We start from the raw sequence: 14,004 nt of genomic DNA, 5'->3' as shown, positions 1-14,004 counted from the left end.
GGCTGGCTCGATTGACGGTGTTTCCCTTGGCTTATTAATGTGCGGCAGCGCTCTGAGGAGCTGCCCAATAAGAATGACGGCCCCAGGTCGTCAGCCCGCCATCGGTGTGGAATAAAAATAATGAATCAGCCTTCTGTCGGTACCACCCTGGACGTACAGTCCTTTATCAACACCCAGCCACTCTCGCGCTATCAGTGGCGCGTGGTGATCCTGTGTTTCCTGATTGTCTTTCTCGACGGCCTCGATACAGCCGCCATGGGCTTTATCGCGCCGGCACTGTCCCAGGACTGGGGTATCGACCGCGCCAGCCTCGGCCCGGTGATGAGCGCCGCGTTGATCGGCATGGTGTTTGGCGCACTCGGTTCCGGCCCGCTGGCCGACCGCTTCGGCCGCAAAGTCGTGCTGGTCGGCGCGGTGTTGGTGTTTGGTGCGTTCAGCCTGGCGTCGGCCTACAGCACCAATGTCGACCAGTTGCTGGTGCTGCGCTTTCTCACCGGCCTGGGCCTGGGCGCCGGCATGCCGAATGCCACCACCTTGCTGTCTGAATACACCCCCGAGCGGCATAAATCCTTGTTGGTGACCAGCATGTTCTGTGGTTTCAACCTCGGCATGGCCGGTGGTGGGTTTATTTCGGCCAAGCTGATTCCCGCGTTCGGCTGGCACAGCCTGTTGCTGATAGGCGGCATCCTGCCGTTGATCCTGGCGGTGGTGCTGTTGGTGTGGCTGCCGGAGTCTGCCCGCTACCTGGTGGTACGCAATCGCGGCACCGACAAGGTACGCAAGACCCTTGCCCCCATCGAGCCAAACATCGTTGCCCAGGCCACTCACTTCAGCGTACCGGAGCAAAAAACCGTCAAGGCCCGCAATGTCTTCGCAGTGATTTTCTCGGGCACCTACAGCGCTGGCACGTTGCTGTTGTGGCTCACGTACTTCATGGGCCTGGTGATTGTTTACCTGCTGACCAGTTGGCTCCCCACTTTGATGCGTGACAGCGGCGCGAGCATGGAGCAGGCCGCGTTTATCGGCGCGCTGTTTCAGTTTGGTGGGGTATTGAGCGCGGTGGGCGTGGGCTGGGCGATGGACCGGTTCAACCCGCACAAAGTGATCGGCACTTTCTATCTGCTGGCCGGGGTGTTTGCCTACGCGGTGGGGCAGAGCCTGGGCAACATCACGCTGTTGGCCACCCTGGTGCTGGTCGCCGGGATGTGCGTCAACGGTGCGCAATCGGCAATGCCATCCCTGGCAGCACGTTTCTACCCCACCCAAGGCCGTGCCACCGGGGTGTCGTGGATGCTTGGCATCGGCCGCTTCGGCGCGATCCTGGGGGCGTGGATGGGCGCTACTTTGCTGGGCCTGGGCTGGAACTTCGAGCAGGTGCTTACGGCACTGGTGATTCCGGCGGCATTGGCCACGGCAGCGGTGGTGATCAAGGGCATGGTCAGCCATGCCGATGCCACCTGAAACCAATCGCTACCCCTGTGGGAGCTGGCTTGCCTGCGATATCGGTGCTGAATCCACTCGCGCCATCGCAGGCAAGCCAGCTCCCACATTGACCCTGTTCCTTACAATGGTTAGTTAAGTAACAATCGGTTCGATAATCGAACGCTCAGTCGATTATCGGATTGTTCGGTCCATTTCCCCGGCTTAATCTTCAAGCACTTCGGCGCCACCTCAGCGCCTTTTTCGATCAACACCGGGAGCCCAACCCCATGGCTGAAATCCTCACCCTGCGTGATGCGGTCAAGCGCTTCGTGAATGACGGCGATACCGTCGCCCTCGAAGGCTTCACCCACCTGATCCCTACGGCTGCAGGCCATGAAATCATTCGTCAGGGCAAGAAAGACCTGACGCTGGTGCGCATGACGCCTGACCTGATCTACGACCAGTTGATCGGTGCCGGCTGTGCGCGCAAGTTGATTTTCTCCTGGGGCGGCAACCCGGGCGTGGGTTCCCTGCATCGGCTGCGCGACGCGGTAGAGAAACAATGGCCGCAAGCGCTGGAGATCGAAGAGCACAGCCACGCCGACCTGGCCAATGCCTACGTCGCCGGTGCCTCCGGCCTGCCGTTCGCGGTGTTGCGTGCCTACGCCGGTTCCGACTTGCCCAAGGTCAACCCGCTAATCAAGACCGTCACCTGCCCCTTCACCGGCGAAGTGCTGGCGGCGGTGCCGTCGGTGCGTCCGGACATTACCGTGATTCATGCGCAGAAAGCCGACCGCAAAGGCAACGTGCTGCTCTGGGGCATTCTCGGGGTGCAGAAGGAAGCGGCCCTGGCGGCCAAGCGCTGCATCGTCACCGTCGAGGAAATCGTCGACGACCTGAATGCGCCGATGAACAGCTGCGTGCTGCCGACCTGGGCGCTGACGGCGGTGTGTCACGTACCCGGTGGTGCCCATCCGTCCTACGCGCACGGCTACAACGAGCGGGATAACCGTTTCTACCAGGCGTGGGACCCGATTGCCCGCGACCGTGGCACCTTTACCGCCTGGATCGACGAATACATCCACGGCACTGCCGACTTCAGTGAATTCCAGGCCAAGCTGGCCGCCGCGCAGGAGGCTAAGTAATGGCTTATTCCACCAATGAAATGATGACCGTCGCCGCCGCACGCCGCCTCAAGAACGGCTCGGTGTGCTTCGTTGGCATCGGCCTGCCATCCAAGGCGGCCAACCTGGCGCGCCTGACGTCTTCGCCGGATGTGGTACTGATCTACGAGTCTGGCCCGATTGGGGCCAAGCCCAGTGTGTTGCCGCTGTCCATCGGTGATGGCGAGCTGGCGGAGACCGCCGATACCGTGGTGCCCACCGGTGAGATCTTTCGCTACTGGTTGCAGGGCGGGCGCATTGATGTCGGTTTTCTCGGCGCGGCCCAGGTCGACCGTTTCGGCAATATCAACACCACCGTGGTCGGTGATTATCACCAGCCCAAAGTGCGTTTGCCGGGTGCCGGTGGCGCGCCGGAAATCGCCGGTTCGGCCAAGAGCGTGTTGATCATCCTTAAGCAATCGTCCCGTTCGTTCGTCGACAAACTGGACTTCATCACCTCCGTCGGTCACGGCGAAGGTGGCGACTCACGCAAGCGTCTGGGCCTGCCCGGCGCCGGCCCGGTGGGCATCATTACCGACCTGTGCATCATGGAGCCGGAGGAGGGCAGCCATGAGTTCGTGGTCACTGCGCTGCATCCGGGCGTGACCCGCGAGCAAGTGGTCGCCGCCACCGGCTGGGCGATTCGCTTTGCCGACCAGGTGAGCACCACCGCTGAACCCACCGAGACCGAACTGACCGCCCTGCGTGACCTCGAAGCGCGCACCGCGGCTGCCCACGGCCAAGCACCGGGAGAAGCCTGATGCGCGAGGTTTTTATCTGTGATGCCATTCGCACACCTATCGGCCGTTTCGGCGGTGGCCTGTCCACGGTGCGTGCCGACGACCTGGCGGCGCTGCCGATCAAGGCGCTGATCGAGCGCAACCCGTCGGTGGACTGGAGCGCCGTAGACGAAGTCTTCCTCGGCTGCGCCAACCAGGCAGGTGAAGATAACCGCAACGTGGCACGCATGGCGTTGCTGCTGGCGGGGCTGCCGGAAAGTATTCCTGGAGTGACCCTCAACCGCCTGTGCGCCTCGGGCATGGATGCCATCGGCACCGCCTTTCGTGCGATTGCCAGCGGTGAAATGGAGCTGGCGATTGCCGGTGGCGTCGAATCGATGTCCCGCGCTCCGTTTGTGATGGGCAAGGCCGACGCGGCGTTCTCGCGCAACATGAAGTTGGAAGACACCACCATTGGCTGGCGCTTTATCAACCCGCTGATGAAGGCTCAGTACGGCGTGGATGCCATGCCGCAGACGGCCGATAACGTGGCCGATGACTATCAGGTTTCCCGCGCCGACCAAGACGCTTTCGCCCTGCGCAGCCAGCAACGCACCGCCGCTGCCCAGGCCGCCGGGTTCTTTGCCGAGGAAATCGTTCCGGTGCGGGTCGCCCATAAAAAAGGCGAAACCCTGGTGGAACACGATGAACACCCACGGGACACCACGTTGGAAGCCCTGGCCAAGCTCAAGCCGGTCAACGGCGCGGACAAGACCGTCACTGCTGGCAATGCCTCGGGCGTCAACGATGGCGCCGCCGCGCTGATCCTCGCCAGCGCCGAGGCCGTCAAGCAACACGGCCTCACCGCCCGCGCCCGTGTGCTGGGCATGGCCAGTGCTGGTGTAGCCCCGCGCGTGATGGGCATCGGCCCGGTGCCGGCGGTGCGCAAACTGGTGGAGCGCCTTGGGTTGGCTGTCACCGACTTTGATGTGATCGAACTCAACGAAGCCTTCGCCAGCCAAGGCCTGGCGGTGCTGCGCGAGCTGGGTATTGCGGACGATGCGCCCCAGGTCAACCCCAACGGCGGCGCCATTGCCCTCGGCCATCCCTTGGGGATGAGTGGTGCGCGGTTGGTGATGACGGCCCTGCACCAATTGGAAAAAACCGGCGGCAGCAAAGGCCTGGCGACCATGTGCGTGGGCGTCGGCCAAGGCTTGGCCCTGGCGATTGAACGCGTCTGATCAATAAAAGAGGATTGCTCCATGAGTGACAAGCCCGGTTACCGGCGCCCGCAAGCGGGCACTCAACCTGATTACCTGCACCCGGCCTACCAGTCGACGAACCTGCGTTCGCCGTCCCAGCCTTTGGTGTTCCTGCCCCATTCCTTGTCGGAAATCACCGGCCCGACCATCGGCGCCGAACGTATCAATGAGAAGGACAACGACCTGACAGCCCAGCATGAGGGCGAGCCGCAAGGCGAGCGCATCATCATTCATGGCCGTGTGCTGGACGAAAACGGCCTGCCAGTGCCGGGCATCCTCGTGGAGATCTGGCAGGCCAATGCCGCCGGCCGCTACAACCACAAGCGCGACCTGCACGATGCACCCCTGGACCCGAACTTCACCGGCACCGGGCGCACCGTCACCGACGCCGATGGCTGGTACCAGTTCCAGACCATCAAGCCCGGCGCCTACCCGTGGGGCAACCACCACAACGCCTGGCGCCCGGCGCATATCCACTTTTCGCTGTTCGGCCCCAGCGTGCTGACGCGCCTGGTGACGCAAATGTATTTCCCGGGTGACCCGTTGCTGGAGTACGACCCGATCTACAACTGCGTGCCGGATACCAGCGCCAAGCAACGCTTGATCGCTAGCTTCGACCTGGAAAAAACCATTCCTTCCTATGCCCTCGGCTACCGCTGGGACATCGTCCTGCGCGGCCGCGACGCCACGCCGATGGAGAAATGAGATGACACTCAACGCGACCACGTCCCACACCGTCGGGCCGTATTACCACATTGGCCTGACCTGGCTGAACCGTGAAGACCTGACCGTCACCGCCACCCTCGGTGAGCGCGTGGCAATCAGCGGTCAAGTGGTGGACGGCAACGGTGATGTCGTCAACGACGCCATGCTGGAAGTCTGGCAGGCCAACGCCGTCGGCAAATATGCTCACCCCGAAGACGAGCAGGACAAAGCGCTCGACCCGAACTTCGAAGGCTTCGGCCGCGTGCCGGTGGATGCCGAAGGGCGTTTTCGTTTTACCACCATCAAGCCGGGCAGTGTGCCGGGGCTCAAGGGCACCACTCAGGCGCCGCATTTGGTGGTGCTGGTGTTTGCCCGTGGGTTGGTGAAGCACTTGCTGACGCGGATTTATTTTGACGGTGAGGCCTTGAACGGCGATGACCCGTTGCTGGCGTGTGTGCCGGCAGAACGTCGTGGCACCTTGATTGCCCAGGCGGATGCGGCAGGGGTATATCAGTGGAATGTGATTTTGCAGGGCACAGATAAGGAAACGGTGTTCTTCGACTATTGAGTTGGCTGTTGACGATCGTTCCCACGTTCTGCGTGGTAATGCATCCCGTGACGCTGCGCGTCACCCGCGAACGGCAGGACGCGGAGCGTCCCATGCGGCGTTCCCACGCAGAGCGTGGGAACGATCATCCAGGCTCCACCTATCCAAAAGTCTGCTTGCGGAACAGGGTTGTTGCAAAGTATGTCTAGGCTATAACCGTTCCCACTGAGTAAAAAAACATGACAACAAAAACCAGCCACTACACCGGAGAAGAACGCAGCAAACGGATCTTTGCGATTGTCGGTGCGTCCTCCGGCAACCTGGTCGAATGGTTCGACTTCTACGTCTATGCCTTCTGCGCGATTTATTTTGCCCCGGCGTTTTTCCCCTCGGATGACCCCACGGTGCAGTTGCTCAACACCGCCGGTGTGTTTGCCGCCGGGTTCCTGATGCGACCGATCGGTGGTTGGTTGTTTGGCCGGGTGGCCGACAAGCACGGGCGCAAGAACTCGATGATGATCTCGGTGCTGATGATGTGTGGCGGCTCCCTGGTCATCGCCTTCCTGCCCACTTATAACGACATCGGTGCCTGGGCCCCGGCGCTGCTGTTAGTGGCACGACTGTTCCAGGGCTTGTCGGTGGGCGGCGAATACGGCACCACGGCCACCTACATGAGTGAAGTCGCGCTCAAGGGCCAGCGTGGCTTCTTTGCTTCGTTCCAGTACGTGACCCTGATCGGCGGCCAGTTGCTGGCGGTGCTGGTGGTGGTGATCCTGCAACAGATCCTCACCGAAGAAGAATTGCGTGCCTGGGGCTGGCGCATCCCGTTTGTGATCGGCGCCATAGCCGCCGTGATCTCCCTGCTGCTGCGTCGCACCCTGAAAGAAACCACCAGCAAGGAAATGCGTGAAGACAAGGACGCCGGCAGTATCGTCGCGCTGTTTCGCGACCACGGCAAAGCCTTCATTACGGTGCTGGGCTACACCGCCGGCGGCTCGCTGATTTTCTATACCTTCACCACCTACATGCAGAAGTACCTGGTGAACACCGTCGGCATGCACGCCAAGACCTCGAGCTACATCATGACCGGCGCGCTGTTCCTGTACATGTGCATGCAGCCGCTGTTCGGCATGTTGGCCGACAAGATCGGCCGGCGTAATTCGATGCTCTGGTTTGCCGGCCTTGGCACGTTGTTCACAGTGCCGATCCTGCTGACTTTGAAAACCGTGACCAGCCCGTTTTTGGCATTTGTGCTGATCACCCTGGCCTTGGCGATTGTCAGCTTCTACACCTCCATCAGCGGCCTGGTCAAAGCGGAGATGTTTCCGCCGCAGGTGCGTGCCTTGGGCGTGGGCCTGGCCTATGCGGTGGCTAACGCGGTGTTTGGCGGTTCGGCAGAAGTGGTCGCGCTGAGCCTCAAATCCATCGGCATGGAAAACACCTTTTATTGGTACGTCACCGCGATGATGGCGGTGGCCTTCCTGTTCAGCTTGCGCCTGCCGAAACAGGCGGCGTACCTGCATCACGATCTGTAAGGGATGAGTTATGACGTTGCGCACGAGCAATCAACTGTTCGACGCTTATTTCACTGCTGACAGCATGGCCGAGGTGTTCTGTGACCAGGGGCGCTTGCAGGGCATGCTGGATTTCGAAGCCGCGCTGGCTCGGGCGCAGGCCCAGGTAGGGTTGATCCCCCAGGCCGCCGTCGCACCGATTGCCCAGGCGTGCCTGGCGTCGCTGTATGACGTGGATGCCCTTGGCAGCGCGATTGCCACGGCGGGCAACTCTGCGATTCCACTGGTGAAGGCGTTGGGCAAGTTGATCGCCAGTGAGGACGCCGACGCCGAGCGTTATGTACACCTGGGCGCAACCAGTCAGGATGTGATGGACACCGGCCTGGTGCTGCAACTGCGCCGTGGGGTGGAGTTGATCGAGGCCGACCTGGCTCGCCTGGGGGAGGTGTTGGCCGCCCAGGCTCAGCGTTACGCCACCGTGCCGTTGGCCGGGCGTACCTGGTTGCAGCACGCGACGCCGGTCACCCTGGGGATGAAAATCGCCGGTTGGCTGGGCGCGGTGACGCGCAGTCGCCAGCGCCTGGCCGAATTGAAACCGCGCCTGTTGGTGCTGCAATTTGGCGGCGCGTCGGGCACTTTGGCGGCCCTCGGCGAACACGCCATGCCTGTGGCCGAGGCCTTGGCCGCCGAGTTGCAACTGGGCTTGCCGGAGCAACCCTGGCACACCCAGCGTGACCGCCTGGTGGAGTTTGCCAGCCTGCTCGGTCTGATCGCCGGTAGCCTCGGCAAGTTGGGCCGCGATATCAGCCTGTTGATGCAGACCGAAGCGGCGGAGGTGTTCGAGCCTTCGGCGCCGGGCAAGGGCGGTTCGTCCACCATGCCGCACAAGCGTAACCCGGTGGGCGCCGCGGTGCTGATCAGCGCAGCCACCCGCGTACCCGGCCTGGTGGCGACAATGTTCAGCGCCATGCCCCAGGAGCACGAACGCAGCCTGGGCTTGTGGCATGCCGAATGGGAAACCTTGCCGGAAATTTGCCGCCTGGTATCCGGTGCCTTGCATCAGGCAATTCTGGTCAGTGAAGGGCTGGAGGTGAATGCCGAACGCATGGCACAGAACCTCGACCTGACCCAAGGCCTGGTACTGGCCGAAGCGGTGAGTATCGTGCTCGCCCAACGCTTGGGCCGTGACACCGCGCACCATCTGCTGGAACAGTGCTGCAAACGTGCGGTCGCCGAGCAGCGCCATTTGCGCGCGGTACTGGCGGATGAGCCGCACGTCACCGCCGAGCTGTCGGCGGCTGAACTGGATCGCCTGCTCGACCCTGCCCACTACCTAGGCCAGGCGTCTACCTGGGTCACGCGTGCGGTGACCGAACATTTTGCTTTGACTGCCTGAGGAGAACGCTGTGGCTTTTGTACAACTCGCCGAGGGCGAACTGCATTACCAACTCGAGGGGCCCGCCGACGCACCGGTATTGGTGCTGTCCAATTCCTTGGGTACCGACCTGCATATGTGGGACATCCAGATACCGGCTTTTACCGAGCATTTTCGTGTGCTGCGATTCGACACCCGTGGCCACGGCCAATCCCTGGTGACCGCGGGGCCTTACAGCATCGAGCAACTGGGCCGAGACGTGATCGCGCTGCTGGATGCGCTGGATATCCAGAAGGCGCATTTTTGCGGACTGTCCATGGGTGGCTTGATCGGCCAATGGCTGGGCATTCATGCCGGCGAGCGCCTGCAACGCCTGGTGGTGTGTAATACCGCGGCCAAGATCGGCACGCCCGAGGTGTGGAACCCGCGTATCGAAATGGTCCTGCGTGATGGCGCAGCCGCGATGGTGGCGCTGCGCGATGCGTCGATTGCGCGCTGGTTCACCGCGGATTTCGCCGCTGCCAACCCGCATCAGGCCAAGCAGATCACCGACATGCTCGCGGCCACGTCACCCGAGGGGTATGCCGCCAACTGCGGCGCCGTGCGCGATGCGGATTTTCGTGAGCAATTGTCCTCGATCAAGGTGCCGACCCTGGTGATTGCCGGCACCGAAGACGCGGTGACGCCGCCAGCCGGCGGCCACTTTATCCAGAGCCATGTGCAGGGTGCCGAGTATGCCGAGTTCTATGCGGCGCACCTGTCCAACGTTCAGGCCGGTGCTGCGTTCAGCGACCGGGTGATCGAATTTCTGCTGGCCCGCTGAGGAGCTATTTGTGGACGAGAAACAACGTTATGCCGAAGGCCTGCAGGTGCGCCGCGAAGTACTGGGCGATGCCCATGTCGACCGCAGCCTCAATGCCCTGACCGAGTTCAACAGCGAGTTCCAGGAAATGATCACCCGCCATGCCTGGGGTGACATCTGGACCCGCCCCGGCCTGCCTCGGCATACCCGCAGCCTGATCACCATCGCGATGCTGATCGGCATGAACCGCAGTGAAGAACTGAAACTGCACCTGCGTGCCGCCGCCAGCAACGGCGTGACCCGCGCCGAGATCAAGGAAGTGCTGATGCAGAGTGCGATTTACTGTGGGATCCCGGCGGCGAATGCGACGTTTCACTTGGCTGAGTCAGTGTGGGATGAGTTGGGAGTTGAGTCGCGGGGCGCGGTCTAGATGTATTCCGTACGTAGTGGGCGGCGCATTTCTTCCTTCAGTGCATTTTCAGTAAATGCAGGGGGGTTGCTTGTCGTGGGCTCGGTTGCACGATGATCGTCAAAATCGAACGATAATGCATCTGTAGGCAAGCCTACTGCTTGACGTTCGTCGTTGGGCTCGCCCTCAGGATTCTCGTCTATGACTGTTTGACCTTCGAGGAAGGTACCCGTGGCCCCATTGTAGGCGTGGGCCATTTCATGGAATAGGACGTTGACCGGAGCAGTTTCGTCATTAGGCACGAAGGAGGGGTTGTATTGTAATTGTGCGCCCGTCGCGAAGGCGCCACGTTGATTGTGAGCAATGTAGCCCTGGGCTGCTGGTTCAAGGGTCTCCAGGGATTTACCTGTAGCCAGGTGGTTGCGCACCGCTGCGTTATTAAAAATGTAAAAGCCGTTATCATCAGCCGTTTCAGTGATGCGCACCGGAGAGTCATTGCGCTGGGCCGAGTTATCGGCAGTGCTTAACATTTTTTTGCCTGGCAGGGACATTCTCAGCAGTTCCATGTCGTCCTCTACGTATTGTATGAACTCGGGAGAGCCTTCAACGACATAGCCACTTTTTCCTGCTTCGCGGTATTGCGTGTGAATGAGCGTGGAACCTGGCGTGCGGTGAATCTCGTCCGAAGGCTTGGCATAAATGACGGTGTCATCGCTATTGGACCTGACAATATTTTTGTCGCGCCCGGTATAAATCGTGGCAGGGCCCTGCGTGACTATCAGGTTTTCACCTTTGCCTCCATGCATGACTATCGGGTTTGGGGAGTCATTGCTGGTGCTAATCATAAAGTCGTGACCGTCACCACCGTCCATGTAGATATGGCGATCAGCAGAACCCTCTCCTGACTGCATGCGGTCATTACCGTTGTTTCCCTTGAGAATGCCACTGCCGGAGCCTGCGATGAGTAAATCGTCGCCATCATCACCAAATGCGATGCCGACGCCGCTGCCCAGTTTTAGCCAGTCGTTCCCTGCGCCTCCGTATAGACGCGTATTACCCGAGCCAGCACGGGCATAATCATTGCCCTCGCCCAGTTCAATGCGAATGTCGTTATTAACGTCTGGGTGGATCACAACGCAGTCATCGCCGCCTTTGGTTTTTATGCGCAGGGGCTGGATTTCAGTTCCGTCAGAGGAGCGAGCAAGACTCAGTTGATACGGTATGTTATTGATGGTGGCGACCAGACTGTCGTCCGGGCCTTTTTTGATAATGACCTTATCGGCACGGTCAGTTGTCTCGATTACACATTCATTACCAGCAGCCCCTATCGGCTCGCCGTTTTTGCTTAAGTAGGTTATCTCCTGATAGATCTTTACGTTCGCGTCATGACGCAACACATCAGTGTTGATGTATTTTTTTTGGGTTGTGTCTAGTGGGTCCTGATCAGGTGTGAGCCTGGAATGGCTGGAAAAGTACAGGAAATCCACTGTCCTGTCCGGTCCTACATACCCGGCAGATTTAGCGTTGATCTGGATGGGTGGTCGCGGTGAGGTTGTGCTGGAAGGTGCCTCCACGGGCGCCATGGGTTGTGGATTGACGGCGTATGCGCCAGAAAGCGAAGACGTATTCATGTGGGTCATCTCATTGTGTGTTGACCCTGAGTGGTGGTGCTGGAATTGAGGTTCCCGACAGCAGGTGGGCGGGGACGGCAGCAGATGTTATCCGTTGTTGCGACGAGGTTAATGAGAGTCTGCGTCCCACACCAGATTCCAAATCCCAGGCAAATGCACTGGGTCGTCCACATTTTTCACGGTTCGCGCAATCGCCGCGCGCTCAACCTGGGCCGTGTCGGTGTAGAACGGCTCGGCAGCGGTCTTCAAACCGTTGACCCGCGCGCTGTCCATCAGGATCTGCAAATACTCCTGCATATGCCGCGCGGTGTAGCGATTGATGTCATGGAAGGTCACCACCACCGGGATCACCCCCTCCACCGTTGGCAGCTCACCCAAGGCGATGCGTTCGCGCACCACCGACAGTTGCCGATACAGGTTGGCCCGCCGACGCGGGCTGGCGTTGAAGCCCCAGATCTTGCCGTCATTGGCACTCAGGTCCGTCAGCAGAACGTGCATGCCGTGGCGTTGGTAGGCGGCGAAGGTGCGCTTGTCGTAGTTCCAGAAGGGTGGGCGTACCAGCACGGGGGGCGCGCCCGTGATGGCGGCAATGTCTGCGGCCCCTTCGGTAAGGGTGTGTTCCAGGGTGGCGTCGTTCAGCCAGCGATGATTGGTGTGAAACGCCGTGGCGGTGTGAAAGGCCAGGACATGGCCAGCGGCGAATTCACGTTCCATGGTCTTGCGCCCCCGGGCACTGCCGCCGGAGCGAGCGGCTTCGGTCTGCAGGAAGAACACCGCCTTGATTCCCGGCAGCACCGGGTTGTTGGCCAGGTCCGCCACTACCGAACGGCTCGGATTGTTGTAGCCCGAGGCGCTTGGGCCGTCATCGAAGGTCAGCAAAAAGCGGATCGGCGCCTGGGCCAGCAGGCGCTGTTCGGTCTGTGGCGTCAGGGCGATGGGGGCGCTGATGCAGCCCCCCAGGCTCAAGGCCAGGGCAAACAGTACGATTGCTGTAGCGAAGGATTTCATGCCGTGCAGGGCCCGAGTAAAGGCCGCTGCTGGGGGGATCAGCAGCGGCAGGCGCGCACCATACAGTAAGTGCTATGCCGGTTTACAGCAGACTGATCGGATAGCTGACGATCAACCGGTTCTCATCGAACTCGTTGTTGCTGTAGTCCCTGCGCATGCTCGAATTGCGCCAGCGCACGTTGAGGTTTTTCAGCGTGCCGCTTTGCACCGTATAGCCTACTTCGGTCTCGCGGCCCCACTCCTTGCCGTCGGTGATGGTGCCGGTGTGTACGTTGCTGCCGCTGATATAGCGGTTCATCAGGGTCAGGCCCGGTACGCCGAGGGCGGCGAAGTTGTAGTCGTGGCGAACCTGCCAGGATTTCTCCTGCGCGTTGTCGTAGCTGGAGTTGTAGCTGTCGTTGGCCAGGGTACCGCCGCTGGTGCCGTTGACGCGCATCCAGGCACTGTCGCCGGTGAGTTTTTGCAAACCGACGTAGAAGGTGTTGCCGCCGTACCTGGCCGAGAACAAACCGGACCAGGTTTTGTTGTCCAGGTCGCCGGCGCGGGCGCTGCCGTCGTCCTTGCCGTAGAAGAAGCCCAGGTTGGCGCCCAGGGTCCAGGCGCCCACAGGCTGGCTGTGGATCAGATTGACGAACTGCTGGCTGTAGATGTCCTTGAGCTGGGCATTCCACACGCCGACTTGGGTGCGTTTGTCGTTGAACGCGTATTCGGCGCCCTGGAAATTGAAACGGTCGGAGGTGAAGGCGGTTTTGCCGAACATCGACATGTCGCTCATGCTGCCGTCGTCCCGCGGGCTGTTGGCGCGGAATTGGCCGCCATAGAGGGTCAGGCCGTCGATTTCCTTCGAGGTGATCTGCCCACCACGCAGGGTCTGTGGCAGGGAGCGGCCATCGTCGGAACGCAGGATCGGCAGCACCGGCATCCATTCGCCCACCTTCAACTCGGTCTTGGAAAAGCGCGCCTTGAATGCCACGCCGAGCCGGCCGAATTCATCGGCTGGCCGACCGTCATGGTCCAGCGGCAGCAACTGCGTGCCGCCCGTGCCACGCCCGCCATCAAGCTTGAGCGAGTACAAGCCCAGCACATCCACACCAAAACCGACTGTGCCTTGGGTGAACCCGGACTTGGCGTCGAGAATGAAACTTTGCGTCCACTCCTGCGCGCCACCCTGAGCCTTCGTAGGATTGGTGTAGTTGCGGTTGAAGAAGAAATTACGCAGGTTGAGGTTGGCGCTGGCGTCTTCGAGAAAGCCGTGATCCTGGGCGAGAACGGGCAGGGCAGAACTGGCGACAGCAGCCGCCAGCAACAGCTGGCGCGGTTGGAAAGTGCTCATGGTGTGAACCTGTTGTTATTGGGTTTATGCAGGTGGCGGCCATGGTGCGCGGCGGTGCGGGGGCGATGAAAGTAGGGGAAGGCGGGTTGTGGGCGATGATCGAACGTAAGTTGT

The 14,004-nt window shown here is 61.0% G+C and carries 13 protein-coding genes; 10 read left to right on the top strand and 3 right to left on the bottom strand.

Features of this window, described 5'->3' with window-relative positions:
* Positions 1-120: 120 nt before the first annotated feature.
* From OC445_RS21095 to pcaC, 10 genes are all read left to right on the top strand, one after another.
* A complete protein-coding gene (locus OC445_RS21095) occupies positions 121-1,461 on the top strand; it encodes an MFS transporter (RefSeq protein WP_034125964.1) in 1,341 nt (446 codons plus the stop codon).
* A gap of 248 nt (positions 1,462-1,709) precedes the next feature.
* The gene (locus OC445_RS21090; protein ID WP_014717292.1) at positions 1,710-2,567 is read left to right on the top strand and encodes a CoA transferase subunit A; all 858 of its coding nucleotides are present in this window, start codon (positions 1,710-1,712) and stop codon (positions 2,565-2,567) included.
* Entirely contained in the window at positions 2,567-3,346 is a 780-nt protein-coding gene (locus OC445_RS21085; protein WP_003189301.1) for a CoA-transferase subunit beta, read from the top strand. The genes OC445_RS21090 and OC445_RS21085 overlap by 1 nt, the downstream gene beginning before the upstream one ends.
* Entirely contained in the window at positions 3,343-4,545 is a 1,203-nt protein-coding gene (gene pcaF / locus OC445_RS21080) for a 3-oxoadipyl-CoA thiolase (RefSeq protein ID WP_169918776.1), read from the top strand. Before OC445_RS21085 ends, pcaF begins: the two co-directional genes overlap by 4 nt.
* A 21-nt stretch (positions 4,546-4,566) precedes the next feature.
* Entirely contained in the window at positions 4,567-5,271 is a 705-nt protein-coding gene (gene pcaH / locus OC445_RS21075; protein WP_019817832.1) for a protocatechuate 3,4-dioxygenase subunit beta, read from the top strand.
* Position 5,272: 1 nt separating this feature from the next.
* The gene (gene pcaG, locus OC445_RS21070) at positions 5,273-5,839 is read left to right on the top strand and encodes a protocatechuate 3,4-dioxygenase subunit alpha (protein WP_057975635.1); all 567 of its coding nucleotides are present in this window, start codon (positions 5,273-5,275) and stop codon (positions 5,837-5,839) included.
* A 218-nt stretch (positions 5,840-6,057) separates the two neighbouring features.
* Positions 6,058-7,353 carry an MFS family transporter gene (locus OC445_RS21065; protein WP_032893116.1) on the top strand — a complete coding sequence of 432 codons (1,296 nt, stop codon included), beginning with the start codon at positions 6,058-6,060 and terminating at the stop codon, positions 7,351-7,353.
* A gap of 10 nt (positions 7,354-7,363) precedes the next feature.
* On the top strand, positions 7,364-8,728 hold the full coding sequence (locus OC445_RS21060) for a 3-carboxy-cis,cis-muconate cycloisomerase (protein ID WP_057975636.1): 1,365 nt from the start codon (positions 7,364-7,366) through the stop codon (positions 8,726-8,728).
* 10 nt (positions 8,729-8,738) lie between these two features.
* A complete protein-coding gene (gene pcaD / locus OC445_RS21055) occupies positions 8,739-9,530 on the top strand; it encodes a 3-oxoadipate enol-lactonase (RefSeq protein WP_054898417.1) in 792 nt (263 codons plus the stop codon).
* Positions 9,531-9,540: 10 nt separating this feature from the next.
* Entirely contained in the window at positions 9,541-9,939 is a 399-nt protein-coding gene (gene pcaC / locus OC445_RS21050) for a 4-carboxymuconolactone decarboxylase (protein ID WP_054898418.1), read from the top strand.
* Here pcaC and OC445_RS21045 read toward each other — a convergent pair.
* The 3 genes from OC445_RS21045 to OC445_RS21035 form a co-directional block, all read right to left on the bottom strand.
* Complete coding sequence (locus OC445_RS21045; RefSeq protein ID WP_054898419.1) at positions 9,936-11,549, bottom strand: M91 family zinc metallopeptidase; 1,614 nt, start codon at positions 11,547-11,549, stop codon at positions 9,936-9,938. The genes pcaC and OC445_RS21045 overlap by 4 nt on opposite strands.
* 108 nt (positions 11,550-11,657) lie before the next feature.
* Positions 11,658-12,557, bottom strand: coding sequence for a polysaccharide deacetylase family protein (locus tag OC445_RS21040; RefSeq protein WP_054898420.1), 900 nt, complete (start codon positions 12,555-12,557; stop codon positions 11,658-11,660).
* Positions 12,558-12,639: 82 nt separating this feature from the next.
* Positions 12,640-13,890 carry an OprD family porin gene (locus OC445_RS21035; RefSeq protein WP_054898421.1) on the bottom strand — a complete coding sequence of 417 codons (1,251 nt, stop codon included), beginning with the start codon at positions 13,888-13,890 and terminating at the stop codon, positions 12,640-12,642.
* Between the last annotated feature and the right edge of the window lie 114 nt (positions 13,891-14,004).

The organism is Pseudomonas sp. Pse35, from assembly GCF_024519715.1.
Lineage (GTDB): Bacteria > Pseudomonadota > Gammaproteobacteria > Pseudomonadales > Pseudomonadaceae > Aquipseudomonas > Aquipseudomonas paracarnis.
Note: the sequence above shows the minus strand (reverse complement) of the source record. Positions and strands in the feature narration are given on the sequence as shown.

What these genes read in the sequence shown, in the direction of transcription:
- pcaH (WP_019817832.1), top strand. Translation starts at nt 4,567, where the DNA reads ATGAGTGACAAGCCCGGTTACCGGCGCCCGCAAGCGGGCACTCAACCT.
- OC445_RS21040 (WP_054898420.1), bottom strand. Translation starts at nt 12,557, where the DNA reads ATGAAATCCTTCGCTACAGCAATCGTACTGTTTGCCCTGGCCTTGAGC.
- OC445_RS21065 (WP_032893116.1), top strand. Translation starts at nt 6,058, where the DNA reads ATGACAACAAAAACCAGCCACTACACCGGAGAAGAACGCAGCAAACGG.
- OC445_RS21090 (WP_014717292.1), top strand. Translation starts at nt 1,710, where the DNA reads ATGGCTGAAATCCTCACCCTGCGTGATGCGGTCAAGCGCTTCGTGAAT.
- OC445_RS21035 (WP_054898421.1), bottom strand. Translation starts at nt 13,890, where the DNA reads ATGAGCACTTTCCAACCGCGCCAGCTGTTGCTGGCGGCTGCTGTCGCC.
- OC445_RS21095 (WP_034125964.1), top strand. Translation starts at nt 121, where the DNA reads ATGAATCAGCCTTCTGTCGGTACCACCCTGGACGTACAGTCCTTTATC.
- OC445_RS21060 (WP_057975636.1), top strand. Translation starts at nt 7,364, where the DNA reads ATGACGTTGCGCACGAGCAATCAACTGTTCGACGCTTATTTCACTGCT.
- pcaG (WP_057975635.1), top strand. Translation starts at nt 5,273, where the DNA reads ATGACACTCAACGCGACCACGTCCCACACCGTCGGGCCGTATTACCAC.
- OC445_RS21085 (WP_003189301.1), top strand. Translation starts at nt 2,567, where the DNA reads ATGGCTTATTCCACCAATGAAATGATGACCGTCGCCGCCGCACGCCGC.
- OC445_RS21045 (WP_054898419.1), bottom strand. Translation starts at nt 11,549, where the DNA reads ATGAATACGTCTTCGCTTTCTGGCGCATACGCCGTCAATCCACAACCC.